This is a genomic window from Nibricoccus aquaticus, from assembly GCF_002310495.1.
GTDB lineage: Bacteria > Verrucomicrobiota > Verrucomicrobiia > Opitutales > Opitutaceae > Nibricoccus > Nibricoccus aquaticus.
This window is the reverse complement of sequence record NZ_CP023344.1, coordinates 2,473,360-2,492,500: the sequence shown is the minus strand read 5'-3', so window position 1 is coordinate 2,492,500 and position 19,141 is coordinate 2,473,360. Positions and strand designations below refer to the sequence as shown.

At 63.0% G+C, this 19,141-nt stretch carries 11 protein-coding genes (1 of these 11 cut by a window edge); 6 read left to right on the top strand and 5 right to left on the bottom strand.

Features of this window, described 5'->3' with window-relative positions:
• The 5 genes from CMV30_RS10100 to CMV30_RS10080 form a co-directional block, all read left to right on the top strand.
• Positions 1-1,781, top strand: the 3' portion of a protein-coding gene (locus CMV30_RS10100) for a bifunctional fucokinase/fucose-1-phosphate guanylyltransferase (RefSeq protein WP_096055911.1). It extends 1,165 nt beyond the left edge of the window; only the last 1,781 of its 2,946 coding nucleotides appear in the window; its start codon lies off the left edge, out of view; the stop codon is at positions 1,779-1,781.
• Between the two features lie 287 nt (positions 1,782-2,068).
• Positions 2,069-2,548 (top strand): acetyl-CoA carboxylase biotin carboxyl carrier protein, encoded by a 480-nt coding sequence (gene accB / locus CMV30_RS10095; RefSeq protein WP_175414818.1) that lies wholly within the window; start codon positions 2,069-2,071, stop codon positions 2,546-2,548.
• A 100-nt stretch (positions 2,549-2,648) separates the two neighbouring features.
• Positions 2,649-4,013, top strand: coding sequence for an acetyl-CoA carboxylase biotin carboxylase subunit (gene accC / locus CMV30_RS10090; RefSeq protein WP_096055910.1), 1,365 nt, complete (start codon positions 2,649-2,651; stop codon positions 4,011-4,013).
• Positions 4,014-4,242: 229 nt separating this feature from the next.
• Positions 4,243-5,700, top strand: a complete 1,458-nt coding sequence (locus CMV30_RS10085; RefSeq protein WP_096055909.1) for a putative DNA modification/repair radical SAM protein — start codon at positions 4,243-4,245, stop codon at positions 5,698-5,700.
• 106 nt (positions 5,701-5,806) lie between these two features.
• Positions 5,807-6,718 (top strand): TIGR03915 family putative DNA repair protein, encoded by a 912-nt coding sequence (locus CMV30_RS10080; RefSeq protein WP_096055908.1) that lies wholly within the window; start codon positions 5,807-5,809, stop codon positions 6,716-6,718.
• A gap of 116 nt (positions 6,719-6,834) precedes the next feature.
• Here the strand turns inward: CMV30_RS10080 and CMV30_RS10075 are convergent, their stop codons facing one another.
• The 5 genes from CMV30_RS10075 to CMV30_RS10055 form a co-directional block, all read right to left on the bottom strand.
• Positions 6,835-8,859: a TonB-dependent receptor gene (locus CMV30_RS10075; RefSeq protein WP_175414817.1), complete on the bottom strand. Its 2,025-nt coding sequence runs from the start codon at positions 8,857-8,859 to the stop codon at positions 6,835-6,837.
• 123 nt (positions 8,860-8,982) lie between these two features.
• On the bottom strand, positions 8,983-9,858 hold the full coding sequence (locus tag CMV30_RS10070; protein ID WP_096055906.1) for a 50S ribosomal protein L11 methyltransferase: 876 nt from the start codon (positions 9,856-9,858) through the stop codon (positions 8,983-8,985).
• A 61-nt stretch (positions 9,859-9,919) separates the two neighbouring features.
• Complete coding sequence (gene creD / locus CMV30_RS10065) at positions 9,920-11,362, bottom strand: cell envelope integrity protein CreD (protein WP_096055905.1); 1,443 nt, start codon at positions 11,360-11,362, stop codon at positions 9,920-9,922.
• 399 nt (positions 11,363-11,761) lie between these two features.
• Complete coding sequence (locus CMV30_RS10060; RefSeq protein WP_096055904.1) at positions 11,762-13,195, bottom strand: archaeosortase/exosortase family protein; 1,434 nt, start codon at positions 13,193-13,195, stop codon at positions 11,762-11,764.
• Positions 13,192-15,351: a VIT and vWA domain-containing protein gene (locus tag CMV30_RS10055; RefSeq protein WP_217494373.1), complete on the bottom strand. Its 2,160-nt coding sequence runs from the start codon at positions 15,349-15,351 to the stop codon at positions 13,192-13,194. Before CMV30_RS10055 ends, CMV30_RS10060 begins: the two co-directional genes overlap by 4 nt.
• A gap of 376 nt (positions 15,352-15,727) precedes the next feature.
• Between CMV30_RS10055 and CMV30_RS10050 the strand changes: the two genes are divergently transcribed.
• A complete protein-coding gene (locus tag CMV30_RS10050) occupies positions 15,728-19,093 on the top strand; it encodes a beta strand repeat-containing protein (RefSeq protein WP_096055902.1) in 3,366 nt (1,121 codons plus the stop codon).
• The last annotated feature ends 48 nt before the right edge of the window (positions 19,094-19,141 follow it).

The following is a 19,141-nucleotide window of genomic DNA, read 5'->3' as shown; positions in this document are numbered from 1 at the left end:
GCGTCGATGTCGTCGCAGTTGCCGAAACCGCCTATGTGTTTCGACCCTACCACATCGACGATTCTTACCGGGGTCTGCCCGGCGCAGGTGGCACTATCTGCGGACGTGATGCCGCTGAGTGGCTGGCCGCTCGCGGGTTTCCGGTCGAGAAACAGGACGTCTTCGATCTGCCGCTCTATCCGCTCGTGCCAGCCAGCGATATTTCACAAGCGTGGCTCGATTGGTTTTTCGCGGATCAACCCGATCTCGAAATCAGCCTCCAACTAAAAAATCTATCGCGCATCTCCGCCCGGCAGATCTCTGAGCAGATCAACTTCGAACGCTACTTCACCCAACGAAGCACCGGCTACGCCGAGCAATTCAAAGCCGACTTCCAGCGCCTCATCGACCAAGGCGATACCAGCGTCCTTGAACAAGACTGTGCCGCACTCGCCGCGTTCTGCCGCAACGAAGCTCCTCAACTCGCCAGCTGGCTTCGCAAAAATCGCTCCGCCATCGCCGCCGCCGTCCGCAAACCCGAGCTACAAGCCCGCTTCACATTACTGCTCTCAGAGCTCGTCGAAGGCGAAGCTCGTGCCGCGCTCACTCGCGAGGGTTTCGCTCAGCTTCAAACCGCCATGGTCACTTCGCGCCAGCTGGCGAAGATGATCCCACAACGCTCCCTCAAAGAGGACCAAATCGTCTGGGGCCGCAGCCCCGTGCGTCTGGATCTCGCTGGCGGCTGGACCGACACCCCGCCCTTCTGCCTCCAAGCCGGCGGCTCCGTTCTCAACGTCGCCGTCCTCCTCAACGGCCAGCCCCCCATCCAAGTCTTCGTCCGCCCCACCACCGACACCTGCCTCCAGCTCCGCTCCATCGATCTCGGCTCCTCCGAAACCGTTAACACCTACGACGAGCTCGCCGATTTCCGAAACCCCCGAGGTCACTTCAGCCTCCCCAAAGCGGCACTAGCAATGGCCGGCTTTCTCCCGGAGTTTTTCGCCGGCAAACCTCACCGAACCCTCCGCTCCCAACTCAAATCCCTCGGCGGCGGCCTGGAAATCTCCCTCCTGAGCGCCGTCCCTAAAGGCTCCGGCCTCGGCACGTCCTCGATTCTCGCCGCAACCATCCTCGGCGCGCTCAATCGCGCCTGCGGTCTCGGCTGGGACGATCTCGATCTCTACAACCGCGTCCTCGGCGTCGAACAACTCCTCACCACCGGCGGCGGCTGGCAGGACCAGGCCGGCGCGCTCTTCCCCGGTCTTAAGTTCATTGAGACCCAGCCCGGCGCGACCCAGCAGCCTTCGATTCGCTATCTCCCCACCCAACTCGTCGGCCCCGATATCCTCAACCGCCAGCTCCTCCTCTATTATACAGGAGCGACTCGCATGGCCAAAGGCATCCTCCAGGAAATTGTCCGCGACATGTTCCTCGGCCGCGCAGAAACCCTGCGCACCCTCGAAGCCATCCGCGCCAACGCCCGCCACCTCTATCAAGACCTTCACGGCGGTGACACCCACGCCGTCCAACGCGCCATCGCCCGCTCCTGGGAGCTCAACAAGCAGCTCGATTCCGGCACCACCACGCCCGAGATCGAACGCATCATAGCCACCTGCGGCGACGACCTCGGTGCCTGCAAACTCCTCGGGGCCGGCGGCGGCGGCTACATGCTCATCTGCGCCAAAAACTCCGAATCCGGTAGCCGCATCCGCGAAAAACTCGAAGCCTCTCCGCCTAACCCGCGCGCCCGCTTCATCGATTTCGCAATCTCCCCGACCGGCCTTCAGGTCACCGTCAGCTGATCTCGTGTGATTCCGAGCAGTGCAGTCGCCATTAGATTATTTCTGGCGACTGCCCTCTTCCCTTATCGCAACGCCCCACTTTTTTCGCGTTTTCTGCGAAAGCTAGCGTCTCAGAAAATCGCCAAAACCTCGAGATTTTCGCAAAAAACCAGCCTTTTTTTAGATTTTTCAGCGATTTTCCCCAAGAAATCAGTGATTGCCTTGGTTTCGAAAACTTCTTTTGAACGACCCCCTCAGGTTCGACTACTAACAGAGCCGTACCTGCTCCAACTCAACCCAAGCCCACCTTGGACCTAAAACAGATCAAACAAATCATCGACCTCATGACGCGCTCCGAACTCACCGAGTTCGCAGTCGAAGAAGAGGGCTTCAAACTGAAGATCCGTCGTGGCGAATTTCCCGTCGTTTCAGCCCCTCGCGCTACCCAATACGCGCTTCCCGCTGAATCGGCCCCCACAGCCGCCCCGACCGCCTCTTCCGCAGCGCCTATCACGCTCGTCCCCGCTCCCGCAGGCGACGAACCTGGTGTAATCTACATCAAGTCCCCGATGGTCGGTACGTTCTACCGCTCCCCATCGCCCGAAAGTAAGTCTTTCGTGGAAAACGGCGCCAAGATCACCGAGACCACCGTGGTCTGCATCATAGAGGCCATGAAGATCATGAACGAGATCCAGGCCGAAGTTAAAGGCACGGTCCTCGAGACCCTCGTCGAAAACGGCCAGCCCGTCGAATACGGCCAGCGCCTCCTCAAAGTTAAACAGGGCTAACCCTAAACCTTCAAAAACCACTAATTAACGCTGCTCCGCGCTCCAACTCGCTTCGCCGAAAGAGCGCCCGAAAGCGGGGATTAGTGGTTTCGTCGTCTTTATGATTCAAAAGATCCTCATCGCCAATCGCGGTGAAATCGCCCTCCGCATCGTTCGCGCCTGTCGCGAGTTGGGCATTAAAACCCTCGCAGTTTACTCCGAGGCTGACGTCCAGTCGCTCCACGTCCAGCTCGCCGACGAAGCCATCTGCATCGGCGGTCCGCGCGGCTCCGACTCCTACCTCCGCGCCGACCGCATCATCAGCGCCGCCGAGATCGGCGACGTCGACGCGATCCATCCCGGCTATGGTTTCCTCTCGGAAAACGCCAAATTCGCAGAGCAATGCGAGTCCTGTAACATCAAGTTCATCGGCCCCAAGTCGAAATCCATCAAGATGATGGGCGACAAGGCCATCGCCAAGGACACCGTCCGCAAAGTCGGCGTCCCCATCGTCCCCGGCTCCGATGGTCCCGTCGAAACCGAGACCGAAGCCGTCAAAACCGCCCGCAAGATCGGCTATCCCGTCATCATCAAAGCCGTCGCCGGCGGTGGCGGCCGTGGCATGCGCATCGCGCACAACGACGTTTCCTTCGCCAAGGAATACCACGTCGCCCGCAACGAAGCCGAAAAAGCCTTCGGCAACGGCGCCGTTTACATCGAAAAATACATCGAGAAGCCCCGCCACATCGAGTTCCAGATCCTCGCCGACTCCCACGGCAAAGTTCTCCACCTCGGCGAACGCGACTGCTCCGTCCAGCGCCGCCACCAAAAACTCATCGAAGAGTCCCCATCGCCCTTCCTGACCGCCGATCTCCGCAAAAAGATGGGCAAGCACGCCATCAAGGCCGCCGAAGCCGCCGCCTACGAGAATGCCGGCACCATCGAGTTCCTTGTCGATGCGAAGGGAAATTATTACTTCATCGAGATGAACACCCGCATCCAGGTGGAGCATCCCGTAACCGAGGAATGCACCGGCATCGACCTCATCAAGCAGCAAATCCGCATCGCGAACGGCGAGAAACTCGATTTCGACCAGAGCGACATCAAGTTCGAGAAGCACGCCATCGAGTGCCGCATCAACGCCGAAGACCCCGCCCGCAACTTCGCCCCATCCCCAGGAACCATCGGCCTTTACTACGCTCCCGGCGGCCACGGCGTCCGCGTCGATTCGCATGCCTACTCCGGCTACAACATCCCGCCGTACTACGATTCGATGATCGGCAAACTGATCTGCTTCGGCTCGACCCGCAAAGTCGCCCTCGAACGCAGCTACCGCGCCCTCAGCGAGTACCTCATCCGCGGTATCAAGACCACCATCCCGCTCCACAAAGCCATCATGGCCGACCCCGTCTTCATCGAGGGCAAAGCCACGACCGCCTACATGGAAGACTTCATGAACCGCACCCCCTCGGACCTCTTCGTTTAACCGGTTAACTCTTCCGAAAACACTCAGCTTCCCAAGCGCGCTGGCTCACCCCAGCGCGCTTTTTCATGCCCAAAAACTCCCACCCCGCTCCGTCTCCACTCAATCCTGTAAATTCACTTAATCCTGTCCAAATTTCTGTCCCCCCATTCGCGTGGATTCGCGTCCATCTGCGGTTAAAAAATCCTCCTCATCGCTTGCTTCGCATGTTCACCCGAACATAGCTGCACGCGTGGAAATCTCCCGCAAACTCGCGATCCTCGCCGACGCCGCGAAATACGACGCCTCCTGCGCCTCCAGCGGCGCCCCCGCCCGCGCCGCCGCCCCCGGTGGACTCGGCTCCACCTCCAACGGCATCTGCCACAGCTACACCCCCGATGGCCGCTGCGTTTCTCTCCTCAAAATCCTCCTCACCAACTTTTGCACCTACGAATGCAGCTACTGCATCAACCGCCGCTCCAGTAACGTCCCCCGCGCCCGCTTCACCCCCGACGAAGTCGTCGACCTCACCCTCGGCTTCTACCGCCGCAATTACATCGAGGGCCTCTTCCTCTCCAGCGGCATCATCCGCTCTCCCGACTACACGATGGAGCAAGTCGTCACCGTCGCCCGCAAACTCCGCACCGAGCACCGCTTCGCCGGTTACATCCACCTCAAAACCATCCCCGAAGCCTCCCCCGAACTCCTGGCCGAAGCCGGCCGCTACGCCGACCGCCTCAGCATCAACATCGAGCTCCCCACCACCGCCGACCTCAACCGCCTCGCCCCGCAAAAAAACTGGCAAGGCATCGACTCTATGATGGGCCGCATCGCCAAAAACATCGACGCCTCCGCCGCCGACCGCCGACCCAAACGCTCCCCGCTCAGCTCTACAACAACCCCTCTCGCATCGCCCATCACCGACCCCGAAAAAACCCTCTTCTCAACAACCTCCCCCGCCACCCCGCTTTCCTCCCATCCAAGCCTCTCCCCGCTCTCCCACTCCTCGCTCCCCACCTCTTCGCAAACCCCTAGGCCTTCTCCACTCCTCTCTCCCTTCGTAACCTCCACCTCCGTCTCTTCACGAGCCTCCAACCGCCCCCGCTCCGGTCTTCCCCCGCCCTTCGCCCCCGCCGGTCAATCCACCCAAATGATCGTCGGCGCCACGCCCACGACCGACGACGCCATCCTCCGCACGGCCGACACCCTCTACCGCACCCACAAACTCCGCCGCGTCTACTACTCCGCCTTCAGCCCCATCCCCGACGCCTCCACCGCCCTCCCCCTCCAATCCCCGCCGCTCCTCCGCGAACACCGCCTCTATCAAGCCGACTGGCTGCTCCGCTTCTACGGCTTCACCGTCAACGAGATCGCCCCCGCCGACGCCCCCCAGCTCGACCTCACCCTCAGCCCCAAACTCGCCTGGGCCCTCCGCAACCGCCACCTCTTCCCCGTCGACCTCAACCGCGCCTCCCGCGCCCAGCTCCTCCGCATCCCCGGCCTCGGCGTCCGTAACACCGACCGCATCATCGAACTCCGCCGTTTCACCGCCCTGCGCCTCACCGACCTCGCCCGCCTCCGCGTAAACCTCAAAGAAGCCCTCCCCTTCATCATCGCCGCCGACCATTCGCCCCACCGCCTCGGCCTCGACTCCGAAAACCTCCGCGCCCGCTTCACCAAACCCGCCGAGCAACTCGAATTCCTCCTCTGATTATGGAGTACGGCGGCTCGACGCCGCTTTCGACAGATCATCTCGACGGCTTACCCCAAGCCAACAATCACGCGCTCCTCGTCTCTCCCCTCCGCTCCCCACCCACATGCAGAGCATCCCGACTCCCGAAGATTACCTTACGTGGACCGACACCGCCCGCGCCCTCCTGACCGAGAGCCATCCCCCCGACCAAGTCCTCTGGCTCTCCCCCGACGAATTCTCCCTATGGTTCGTCTCCGAAAACTCCGCCCCTTACTCAGTTCAAATTCCCCCATCACCGTCTCCCACTCCCGACTCTCTGTGCCCTCCGTGTCCGAGCTCCGTGCCCTCTGTGGTCCCTTCCGAAAATCCGTCTTCACCATCGCACACCAGCGGCTCTATTCGCGTCCCCCGCGAATTCCCCACCCTCGCCCGCCTCGTCGCCGCCCACGCCGCCCCCAACCGTTGGGAAATCCTCTACCGCGTGCTCTGGCGCCTCACCCACGGCGAACCCCAGCTCCTCCACCTCTTCACCGACCCCGACGTCCACACCCTCCGCACTTGGGAAAAAGCCGTCCGCCGTGAACTCCACAAACTCACCGCCTTCGTCCGCTTCCGTCAGGTCCGCACCGACACCGGCGCCGACCACTACATCGCCTGGTACGAACCCGAACACGACGTCATCGCCCTCGGCGCCCCCTTCTTCCGCCGCCGCTTCGCCTCGATGAACTGGTCCATCCTCTCCCCCCGCCGCTGCATCCACTGGGACGGCACCGCCCTCCGCGAATCCCCCGGCGTCCCCCGCACCGACGCCCCCACCGCCGACACCCTCGAACCCCTCTGGCTCACCTACTACGCCAGCATCTTCAACCCCGCCCGCCTCAAAATAAACGCCATGCTCCGCGAAATGCCCAAACGCTACTGGGCCAACCTCCCCGAAGCCGACCTCATCAAAAAACTCATCGCCGACGCCACCCCCCGCACAGACGCCATGCTCGCCGCCTCCCACTTAAAATCCGCCACCGCCCAATCCTGTTAATCCTCTTAAGCCTGTCCAAAATCACTCCGCTATCCGCCCCCCATCTGTGAAATCTGTGGTTAAAAAAATCCGCCCCTCTCCCTCCCGCCACCCCACCGCCCGCTTTCCGCTTCACATCAAAACCGCTTCGTCACACTCACCCGCACCGTCCTTGGCTCCGCCGGATGGAAATGAATATCCTCCGTCGCCACGCCCGACGCCTCCGACCGCAGCCGCGACTCATAAAAGTACGCAATGTCATAGTTCTCCCGGTCGAAAACATTCAGCACATCCACCGCGACCTCCCACCCTTCATTCCCACCGCTGCCGCTCTTCGATCGCCACCCCACGCGCCCATTCCACGTCGTCGATGACGGCGCCACGACCGAGTTATCCTCGATCAACGGCTGCGGCCCAAAATACCGCACACGCAACGCCCCAAACCACCCGCCCGGCGCCTCCACGCTCGCACCCGCCGTCACCACGCGGCTGATAGAATTCGCGATCCGATCTTCCTTCGCGCCACCCGCGCCGATCTCCGCATCGCGATACCGAGCCTGCGTCAGCGCCAGATCCGCATCCAGCGTCAACCAGCTCGCCGCCCGGTAAAAATTCGCCAGCTCCACCCCATAACGCCGCGTCGCCCCCGTCGGCTCCGTCCCGCCCGCATCGCCGACGAACACCAGCTCCGAATCCAGATCCAGCCCCCAAAACGACAGCGTGCTCACCAGCCCAGGCACCGCCGACGTCCGCACGCCCACTTCCGCTCCCTTAGAGCGCACGAGCGGATTCACCCGTTCCGCCGGATCTCCGCTCACCGGGTCGACCGCGATCACCGTGCCCCTCGCGTCATTGCTGTGAAAACTATACCCCGCGTTCGCATACACTTCCGTCTTTTTCCAAGGCCCGAACACCACGCCGAACTTCGGACTCACCATCCCGGCCGTGCGATCGTCCGAGTTGAGTGTATTGTCGCTTTCCACATCGAAACGATACCCATCCGCCCGCAGCCCCGCATTCACACGTAGCGCCTCGCTCACGTGCAGCGTGCCCGTCGCGAAAACGCCCACACTCGCCTCATTAACATCGTCATCGCGCACCGTCCCCACCCGCTCGCGCGCCGAGCTCAGATGCAGCCCCAGCTCCGTAATCGCATCGTAGCGCGCCTGCACACCCGCGCTCCACTCCAAGCGCTTACCCGCGATTTCACTCTTCCACTCGCGCTTCGCTTCGCCGCCAAAAACAAACCGCCGGTCCCTCTGATTAAACTGATCCCCATTCTCCTCATCGCCGAGCGCGTAAGAAAAATTGGAGAACAAATTCATCCGATAATAAATCGCGTACACATTCACCGACGTCGTCGCGTCCGCACCCGTCACCTCGGCATCGAACGACAAACTCACGCGTTGGCTCTCACCACCATCCGACGGATCAACAAACCCAAACCGCGCAATCTCGCCCGCCTCCACCGCGCGCAAAGGAATCTGATCCGTCGAATCCCATTTCCCCGAGTACCCCAGCGCAGTCACCGAAAACGTCCGGTCGCCCGCTTTCCAGAGCTGCCGCGCGAACACGTTCCATTTCCGGAAATTCTCCTCCCGTTCCCACGGGCCGTCGCCCTGCGCCATCTCCAGACCGAGCGTCCTCAATCCCCCATTCTCCATCAGCGTATCCGCCACCACGATTCGCCCATACCCATTCTCGCCCGCCTCCAGCTTCAAAAACCCGTCCGCGAGTTCATCCACCAGCCGGAACTCCGCCGCCCCCGCAGACGAAAAATCCCCCACCTCCGCAAAAAACGGCCCCTTCTGGTAGCCCACACTCTCCACCAGCTCCGGAATCACGAAGTTCAAATCCGCATAACCCTGCCCATGCGCATGGCTCCGCATATTCACCGGCATCCCCTCGACCGACACCGAGAAATCCGTCCCGTGATCGAGGTTGAACCCTCTTAAAAAGTACTGATTGGCCTTCCCGCCCCCCGAATGCTGCGTGATCACCACCCCCGGCACCACCTCCAGCAATTCACCCCGTCGCAAAAACGGCCGCACCGCCAGCTCATGCGCGCCGACAAATCCCTCCGACGCTCCACGCGCCGTCCCGACCAGATCGGTCCCGCGTCCATAAACCACGAGCGGATCCAGCCGCTGCGGTTCCTCCATGGAAGTTTGGGCCGAAGCGGAAACCGCCCTCAGCAAACAGAGTAAAACTGCGACACGACCAAGGGCCCGCTGCCGGGAAGAAACCGGGCAAGGAAACATAAGCTGAACGTCCGCTAGCCCCGCTCAAACTGGCCGCACCAGCAGCACATCCGACCACTCGCCCATCGTGCGCGCCTCCACTGTCCAGCCCGGCGCCGCCGCGACAAACGCCGCCCTCACTTGCTCGTTCTCATGCGCCAGAATCCCGCTGAGGATCAACGCCCCGCCCGGCGCCACCGCCCCGATCAGCTCCTTCGCGAACCGCATCAGCACATCCGCCTGGATGTTCGCCAGCACGATCTCCGCCTGCCGTCCGGCCAGGCCGGATACCAGATCGCCCGTGAAAAATTTCACCGCCCCCGCCGCGCCATTCATCGCTGCGTTCTCCTCACTCACACGCACAGCCTCCGGATCGTTATCGAACGCCTCCACGTTCCCATAACCCAGCTTCGCCGCCGACAACGCCAGAATCCCCGACCCGCACCCCGCATCGATCACCCGCGCCATCGACTTCGCGCTTTTCCCTTCCAGCGCGATCAACCGCTCAATGCACAACCGCGTCGTCTCATGATTTCCCGTCCCAAACGCCAGCCCCGGATCGAGCCAGATCGCCACCTCACCCGCGGGCAACGCATACGCCTCGCGCTCCCAGATCGGCACCCAGTGCAAACGGCCAAACTTCCACGCCTTGAAATGCGCCTTGTAGCTATCCTTCCAATCGCGATCCCCCAATGCCCGACGCTCCGGCTCGCTCAACGGCTCCGCCGGCAACATCGGCCGCAACTCCTCCCACCGCGTATCCGCTTCCTCGGCACTCGTGAACACACCCACAATCCACGCCCGCTTCGCAATCGCGTCCTCCAGCAAACTCCAGCCCTCCACGCCCAGCTCGAGCAGCACATTGTCCGTTTCATCCGCCGCGAAGACGGGAATCTCAGCCTTGATCTCAAAAAGCTCCATATCGCCCGAGACTCACCGCCGCACCCCTCCCGCCGCAACGGCAAATCCCATCAGCCACGCCTTACCGCGCCACGCCCACATCTGCCGCACCCGCCGCCGTCTCTTCCGCCTTCACCTCCGTCCGCAGCCCGCGCGTCGCATACATCACCGCCGCCAGCACCACGAACAGCCCGGCCGTACCCGCCACCAGCGACATGTCCTCCATGCGCAGCACGAAAAACAGATACGCATAAACGCCCCCGAGCATCCCACTAACCAGCACCGCGCGAAACGCACTCCGCAACACCCGCCAGCCATACAGCCCGATGAGCACCATCGAGGCCGCCGCCGCACCCGCGTACGCATTTTCGAATGAGGCCACCTCCGACAACGCCAGCAACCCCAGGAAAAACAAACACAGCGCCGCCCCCACCAGCAGATAGTTCAGCGCGTTTAGTTTCAACGCGCACACCGCCTCGAACAAAAAGAACACCGTGAACACCAGAGCCACAAACAGCACCCCATACTTGATCGCCCGCTCCACCGTCCGGTACGCGCTCACCGCCGGCGCCAGCTTCACGCCAAACTCCGACTGCGCGAAAATTTCCTCCTCCGGCGCGCGCTCACCGGTGCGCGTCGTCCACTGCTGCGGGAAATCGCGCCCATAATACGACACCGCCCACTCCGCCGAAAAACCCTCCGTCCCGATCTCCCGCTTCACCGGCAAAAACGCCCCCATGAAACTCGGATCCGGCCAGTTCGACGTCAGCGCCACCGTCGTCTCCCGCCCCAACGGCACCACCGTCAACGCCTCGCTCCCATTCATCGTGAGCTCCAATGAAAACGTCTGCTCAGCCGCCAGCGCATCGACCACCACGCCCGCACTCACCCCCTTCTTGAAGCCCGCCAGCTGCGCCCCCGGCTGCAACGCCGCCGGTTTCCCCGCCCAGTTCACGACCAACGCCTCACGCGCACCTCGCAGATCGCTCAACACAAAACTCACCCGCGCCCGCTCCCACTGCGGCTGCGGATTCTTCACACCGGTAAACCCAAACTCCGGCCGAATAAAAGTCCCCGCCAGCCGCAGCTTCCCAGCATAAACCGGCACCGCATAAATCCCCCGCCGCCGCTCCGACATCTCCAGGTCGCCCGCGACCTGCAGCTTCTCCGGCAGGAAAAACGCCTCCGACGAAAACTCCGCCGTCTTCATCTCCTTCACCCGACGCCCCTCGACCACGGTCGTCTCCTCAAACTCCGCCTTCCACGTGTAAGGTACCACCAGCACCGGCCCCAGAATCCGCTGCGACCGCCCCCATGTTTCCGTGATCGAATTCACCGCCTCCGCAGAGCGCATCTGCCGCTCCCACAAAACCGACCGCACCATTCCGAGCGGGATCAGTAGCAGCAGCCCAAAAATCCCCACGCCGATGACCTTGAAAAACAAAGCGCGCCGCTGAAACCACCCACGACTCGCCGAAACCAAAGAAGAGGCTGTATCCATCCACCCATCTTCACTGCGCAACATGAAGCCCGGATGAACTCACCATGAACTCGCGGTGAAATCAGCTGCTGTCCCAAAGCCTCTTTTAATTGCGCTCGTAATTTCGAAGGCGTTTTCGAGGAAAAATCAGCCCAAGCAGAGCAAGCACTGCCGGAATGGATGCTGCGACGTAAGCGCACCAAACATAAAAAAATCTAGCCTCACGGATAATCGCAGGCCCGACATAAGGATCCCGAACCTCCGATGTGACAGCCCACCAGAGAAAAAATGAGAGTAGAAATCCGGGCAAAAAGAACCAGCGGGACCATCGGATTAGGAGGAAGGAAAATAAGCCCACGACGACCGGAAGCAAAAATAGCTCCGGCAAAGCCGGCTCCTTGTCCATGACTTCAGCTAAGAGATGCATATAGAATCTCGTGATCGTTAAGATCGCACCTCGTCACCCCGCACCATCACCGCCTCCGCCCACCACGGCCCGCGCGCCTCCGCCCCCTGCGCCGCCCACCACCAGGCCGACACATCTGTCCAAACCTTCCCCCGCTCATCCCGCCACCGCTCCCGCACCCGCCAAAACTCCGCCCCGCGCTCCGCCTCAAATTCACTCCATAAAACTCCACCTTCGTCCTTCACCAACCGCTGCCCCGCCACGCGAAAACCCCACGCCCGAAAACAATCCGCCACTGGATGCACCGTCCGCGACGCCGCCCGCAGTCTCCGCAATAACACGACGCGCCCGCTCTGCGTGAACACCCGCGTTTCTCCCGCCAGCCCGCCCACCATATCCCCCAGCCGCTCGCTCTTTCCGACCGGCATCAACGGCGCCCCCTCAAAAAACTCCGGCCATCCCGCCTCCGCCTCCACCGCGTTTTCCGCGACCGCACTCGCGCCGTTTCCACGCGCCCGATTCCCAACCGCGCCACCAAACACCAGCACCGCGACTCCGACCGACACCCATCCGATCCACATAAAACCACGGCCCAACCTCCATCCTCCCACCTCCGCCCTTTCACCCTTCACCCTTCTCTCTTCACCCTTCCCCCGCCCCGCCCACACCCAAAGCCCCATCTCCACCGCGCCGAAAATCACCGCGCCCACCGTCTCGTGTACCCACGCCGCATTCGGCCACACACCGCTCTCGGTGAGAAACAGCACCGCCGCCCTCACCGCATTTCCCGCCACCACTCCGCCCACGCCCAGCACCAGCAACGCGGCCGTCTTCCCAACACCCGCCCGCCGCCACGCCGCCAGCCCGCACGCGAGCACCACCCCCACCCACAGCATCCGCACCCCGCTGCACGGCGCGTCCACGACGACTTCTCCTCCCGCCCAGCTCAACAAAACGCCGCTGCGCTCCGTCGCCACGCCCGCCAGCCACAACAGCGGCCTGCCCAGCTCCGCTGTCAGCACGCGCAGAGGATATCCGGCATAAAACTGCGCCGTCGCCATCAGCGGCAGCGACAACCCCAGCAAACCCGCTCGCCCCCACGCCCCCCCACCGCCCGCAATCACCACGCCCAGCGCCCCCGCCACCAATCCCCCACGCACCAGCATCGGCACAAACCCCGACCCGACAACCGCCACCAACGCCAGCCCTGCACTCAACACCAGCGCCGTATTCGACATCCGGGCACGCCACACCGCCCGCGGCGTCATCAACACCGCCGCCACCAGCGCCACGATTCCCAACGGTTCATCCCCGCCATCGCCCAACCTCGCGACATACCAGCGCACCACCTCCCAATTCACCCCCACCACCCACGCGCCCAGCCAAAGACGCATCGCCCCGACGGACTTCTCCGCCACCCCGGCCGCCACGCCGATGCCTTCTTCGCGGCTTCGCGTCTTTGCGTGAATCACATCGATCCTCCGTGCCCTGCATTATCCCGCGAACGCCCACGCACCCGCTTGCGTTCCCTCCACACACCCCAAGCCACCACCAGCGCCGCCATGACCATCAACGTCACCGTACCCGGCTCCGGCGTCGTCGGCACACCCTCGCCCGCGCTCATCCCCTCCGGCAACGCCACCGTCTGATCCACCTTCTGCGCATCATCACCCGCCGCCTTCCGCACCACCGTGTCGACCGCCACGAACGACGTGTACGGCGTCAGCAAATTGTACTTCAGCCCCAAGGCCACGATCTCCTCCTTCCGCTTCACCGGCTCATCGCCCACCGCATGCAAATCACGCAACTGCTCCAGCCGCTCCCGCGCCCACAACTGCGCCAGCACCCCGCTCCCGCGCAAATCCACCGCGCCACCCACATCGACTTTTCCTTCCCAAACTCCGCCTCCGGAAAATCCCTTCACCACAATCTTCCCACCAGCTCCATCACTCGCCGCCTCTCCGGAAAATTTCCCGATCACCACCAGCGGTCGCGCCGCCAGCACATCCGGCTGCACCTGCGGGAAAACCTCCCGCGTCGCGAAATCCACAAACTCTGTCCGCACCTGCGTCAGCACCGGCGACTCGATCATCGCCCGAAACTTCGCCGCCTCTTCCACCACCCGCGCCTCACCTTCGATCACCGCCGCTTCCGCCCGCCCAGCCCGCGCCAGCCGTTCGATGAGCTCACGATTCACCGAACTCCCGATCCCAAACGAAAACAGATTCGCCTCGCTCAGCTTCTCACGCACGAGCGCATACGCCTCCGCCTCCACCATCACATAACCATCCGTCACCACGACCACACTACGCGACACCCCGGCGCGCTTCGGCAGCTCCAGCGCCTCCTTCAACGCCGGCAGCAACTCCGTGCTCCCACCTCCCTGCTGACGCCCCAACATCGCCAGCGCCGCCGCAATATTCTCCGGCGTCGCCGCCACCGGCTCGCCCGACAGCACGCGACTCCCACCAGAAAATAGCAGCACGTTAAACGAGTCCGCCTCCCGCAACGACATCAGCAACTCGCTCATCAGCTTCTTTGCGGTCTCCAGTGGAAACCCGTGCATCGACCCCGACACATCCACCACGAAAACAAAATCCCGTGGCGGCACGAACGCCGGCGTCACCCGCGCCGGAGGCTGGAGAGTCAGCATGAAATACTTCTCCCCCTTCCACTCATCCACCATCAACCCGCCCGCGATCGCGTCGCCAGCCAGCCGATACCGCAAAATACAATCCCGGTTCATCTGCGCGTCCTCGGTCACCGGCAACACCACCCGCGTCCGCCCGCCTTCCGTCCGCGTCTCGACCTTGTGTGTCCCACAAGTCACCTCCCGCACCGGCACCCCCGTCACGATTTCCACCTCCAACGTAAACACCGGCTCCTCCCCCGCCCCCACGTAGCGACGAGCGCCCGCGAGTCGTCCGTCCTCCGACGCCTGCCCTCCGCCCTCTGGCACCTGGCTTCCGGCCTCTGTTCCCCCGCTTCCGTTTTCACGCTTCACCCTTCCCTCTTCACTCTTCGCCGTCCCCGCATACCGCGGCCCCACCACCGTCGGAAACACCCATTCATACCGCCCTTCCTCCGGTGAAATCATCTCCGAATAGCGCAGCTCCACCGTCACCACATCGCCGGGCAGAATATTCCCGACATTCATCTCAAACACATTGCTCCGCGCTGCCTCGAGCAACGCCGCCGTCCGCCCCTCGCTCTTCGCCTTCTCATACGTCTTCCGCGCCTCGCCCTTTTCTTTGATGACCGCGTCGATCCTCCGGCCACCCACGGTCATCGTCATCGCATGAACCGCCGCCCGCGTTGACCCGGGGAAAACATACCGCGCCTCCAGCGGCACGCCGCCCTCGTTCGCATAAACCTGCGTCACCCGCACCTCCGCGATCGGCCCGACCAGCACCGCCTGCACATCCGTGCTCTTAAGCGGCAACGCATCCACACCCCTCTCCGCGCCCTTCACCGCAAAGTAAGGCGACCCGGCACGCTCCGGCTCCGCCCCACTCAACGCCAGCGCCATCAGCGCCAGCCCGATCACCCACGCCACGACCAGCCGCATCCGCTCCCGCGCACGCCAGCCGTTTCGAAAATCCAATTCCCCACGAAAGAAAGCATCCATGCCGCCACTCTGCCCGCACTTCATGAAGCCCATGTGAACCCTCCATGAACTCGCGATGAAATCCCAAGAGTCCGTTCACCCTGCCCCGGCCGCCCGCAAAGCATGGCCCAGCCACCACGCCCGTTCTCTCCCGGCCGCCTCGCCTTTGCTCCGCGCGCAGGCCCTGCGCTCCCACCCGGGAACCTTGTTTAATCTCCGCACACACCCCTCTGGAAACCGCTTTCCGCACCCCCCTTAACACGAAACGACCAATATCCAATTCACCCCTACAGTTGCCGGCATCCGTAACGATAGCTGGGGCCGCTCCAACCACCACATGCCTCGATTCTTCCGTCGGCTTCACCCGTACCCGCGCCTCGCCCATCCCTCCTCTAACGTGCCCCTCCTGGCACTCCCCGAGCACGCCGAGCCGAAAACCTTCAGTTTCCGCCAGCAGCCCCGTCCGCCCTCACACCTCGCACCGCCCCGCCGGGCCACCGCCGGCTGGCTCCACCTGCTGGCCTGGTGTTGGTTATTCGCCATCGGCCAAACCGGTTTCAGCCAGACGATGACACTGAGCGCGCCCAGCACCGGAGGGAGTGCCATCGACAACATGGCCGTCGTTTTTTCGATCTCCGGCGAAGCCGGTGGCATCAACTCCGTCCGGCTGGTGATGACCTACGTCTCCGGGTATTCGACCGCGTCGATCGGCTCCACCTGGACGATGACGATGTTCAGCGTCTCAGCGTCGCAATCGTTCAGCTTCAATCCCTCGACGGCGACTAGCAACGCCTTGTTCAGAGCCGTCACGCAGCTAAACACCGAAGGCAAAGCCGTGACTCAGATTAACGCCTCCGGTGTCGCGGTTACCCCGAACCCACCCGACGGGGTTTACAGCGTTTATGCCCAATACACCCGCACAACCACCGGCGTGATCGTGCGGTCCAACACAGCGTCGAACGTCACGGTCGATACCGGCGCGCTGCCGCCCACCTTCTCCTACACCCCCGTTTCGTTCACCGTCGATCCGGCGACCGACGTGGTCTCACTCCCCGCCGGCACTTCCCCGGTCATAATCAATCCGGCAACCGACGTCCTCACCCTCAAAAACCATGGCCTGGCGCCAGATGCGGCCGTGACCCTTTCCGGGACCAATCTCCCATCGGCCACGACCTACTACGTCTCGTCGATCGACACCGACAGCTTCAAGCTCGCGACCTCCTCCGGCGGCTCCACCTACGCGGACATCACCCCGGGCACCAGCGGCACGATCACTTACTCCCCCGATTCAGCCCCCGTCGCAATCAACCCCGCGACCGATGTCATCACCCTCACGAATCATGGCCTGGCAGCCAATACCGAGGTGACCCTTTCCGGGACCAATCTGCCATCGACCACGACCTACTACGTCTCGTCGATCGACACCGACAGCTTCAAGCTCGCGACCACTTCCGGCGGCTCTACCTACGCGGACATCACCCCCGGGACCATCGGGACCATCAATGTGCCCTGTCACTTGCTGACCGCCGGCGCAGCCGTGAAAATCTCCGGGACCAATCTGTTGCCGGACACGACCTACTACGCCTCCCCGATCGACGCGAGTTCCCTCAAACTCGCGACCACTCCAGGAGGGTCCACCTACGCGGATTTCCCGACAGGCACCACAGGAACGATACGCGCCCTCTCCGCACCCACCACGATCGCAATAGACGCCACGACCGATGTCATCACCCTTGCGGGTCACGGCTACGCGGCCAACGCGGAGGTCTCCATTTCCGGCACCAATCTAACGTCGAACACACCCTACTATGTCTCGGTGATCGACACCGACAGCTTCAAGCTCGCGACCACATCCGGCGGCTCGACCTTCGCGGATTTCACGCCCGGGGTCACAGGCTCGATCAGCTCCCTCTCCGGCCCGGTCGCCATCGACCCCGCGACCGATGTCATCACCTTCACGAGTCATGGATTGGCGGCCAACACGTTGGTGAACATTACCGGGACCAACCTCCTATCCACCACGGCTTACTACGTCTCAGTGGTTAACGCCAACAGCTTCAAGCTCGCGACCACCTCCGGCGGCTCCACCTTCGCGGACATCGCGTCAGGCACGATACGTTCCCTCTCCGCCGCTACGGATGTCACGATCGCCCCGGCCACCGACGTCATCACCTTTGCGAACCACGGCCTGGCCGCCAACACAGCGGTGACCATTTCCGGGACCAATCTCCTGCCGTCCACGACGTACTACGTCGGCACGGTCACCACCAACAGCTTCAAGCTCGCGACCACCTCGGGCGGCTCCACCTATGCGGACATTACGCCGGGTCCCACCTCCGCCACGGTCACCTCCACCGAAGCCCTCAAAGGAGATGTCCTCACCTTGGGCACGAACCTCGCCACTTTCTACTACTCGATACCCGAAAACTACGCCGCAACCACCGCCAAGATCACGTTTACCGGCCGCACGACCGTGGTGGTGACCATGCCAAACCTCATACGGAACAATAGCCTCGTCTTCGACCGCTCGAAAATCCCGAGCGTAGGAATCATTTCCACCACCTCCCCCTCCCTGCCCGACGACACCTACACCGTCTCCTTCGCCTTTCGGGATGCCAACAACCACACGGCCACCGGCGTGACGCTGCCTTACATGGCATACGATGCCGGCACCCTGGCCCCGAGCATCACAAACCTGGTCAACAACGCAGCCATCGTCGATGGGAGCGCCATCGCCTACACGCTTCCAGAGACCCCTTACGGCGGCACCGTGAAACTGACCTTCAGCAACGGCACGACCACCACCGTGATTCCCCTCGCGAACGCCAAGTCCGGCACCTTCACCTACGACCGCGCCCTTCACGCCTCCTCCATCCCCACCGGGACATATACGGTTACCTTGAGCTATCAGGACACCGCAGGGAATTCCGTCACCTCCACCACCTTGACCGGCGTCTCCGTCACCGTCACCCCGCTCTCCGCCACCACCGATACCGACGGCGACGGCCTCAACGACCTCGCCGAGCTCAACCTCGCCGCCCTCGGCTTCGATTGGCAGGTCGCCCAACCCGCCCTCGTCACCGCGTTTCTGAACAACGCCAGCCTCTTCACCCTCACCGAGTACGACACCAATCGCACCACCGGCCGCACCGACGTCACGTCCTCCCCCGCGACGTACAACCTCTTCACCTCCGCCCAAGTCACCGCCCAATACGACGCCGGCCGCCTCGTCGGCCGCTCCGACGTCACCGGCGCTCCCAACACCTACGATCTCTTCACCGCCACGCAGGTTCAGACCCAGGTGGATGCCAGCCGCCTCCTAGGTCGCTCCGACGTCACGGGCTCACCCGCCACCTACGACCTCTTCACCTCCGCCCAAGTCACCGCCCAATACGACGCCGGTCGCCTCGTCGGCCGCTCCGACGTCACCGGCGCTCCCGCAACCTACAGCCTTTTCACCTCCGCCCAGATCGCCGCCTCGCGCACCGCCGGCCAGACCGATGTCACCACGAACCCGATCGCCTACGCGCTCTACCGCTCGACCGACCTCCAGACGCTCACCGCCGGAGCGCCAGTGATCACACGCGATTCCGTGACCGGAAAATGGAAACTGACCATGGCCGTGGAAAAATCCACCGACCTCACCCATTTCACCCCCCTGCCCTTCACTGTTGGCACGACCTCCATCAATGCCTCCGGCGAGTTGGAGCTGGAATTCACCGTCGCCGACCCCGCCGCTTTCTTCCGCCTGCAGGTCCGCTGATCCCGTCTGCCCCGACGGACCAAGCAGCCCAATGCGCGACTCCAGTTC

Coding starts and splice junctions, on each gene's coding strand:
- CMV30_RS10070 (WP_096055906.1), bottom strand. CDS start 9,858: ATGGAGCTTTTTGAGATCAAGGCTGAGATTCCCGTCTTCGCGGCGGAT.
- creD (WP_096055905.1), bottom strand. CDS start 11,362: ATGTTGCGCAGTGAAGATGGGTGGATGGATACAGCCTCTTCTTTGGTT.
- accC (WP_096055910.1), top strand. CDS start 2,649: ATGATTCAAAAGATCCTCATCGCCAATCGCGGTGAAATCGCCCTCCGC.
- CMV30_RS10075 (WP_175414817.1), bottom strand. CDS start 8,859: ATGGAGGAACCGCAGCGGCTGGATCCGCTCGTGGTTTATGGACGCGGG.
- CMV30_RS10080 (WP_096055908.1), top strand. CDS start 5,807: ATGCAGAGCATCCCGACTCCCGAAGATTACCTTACGTGGACCGACACC.
- CMV30_RS10055 (WP_217494373.1), bottom strand. CDS start 15,351: ATGGATGCTTTCTTTCGTGGGGAATTGGATTTTCGAAACGGCTGGCGT.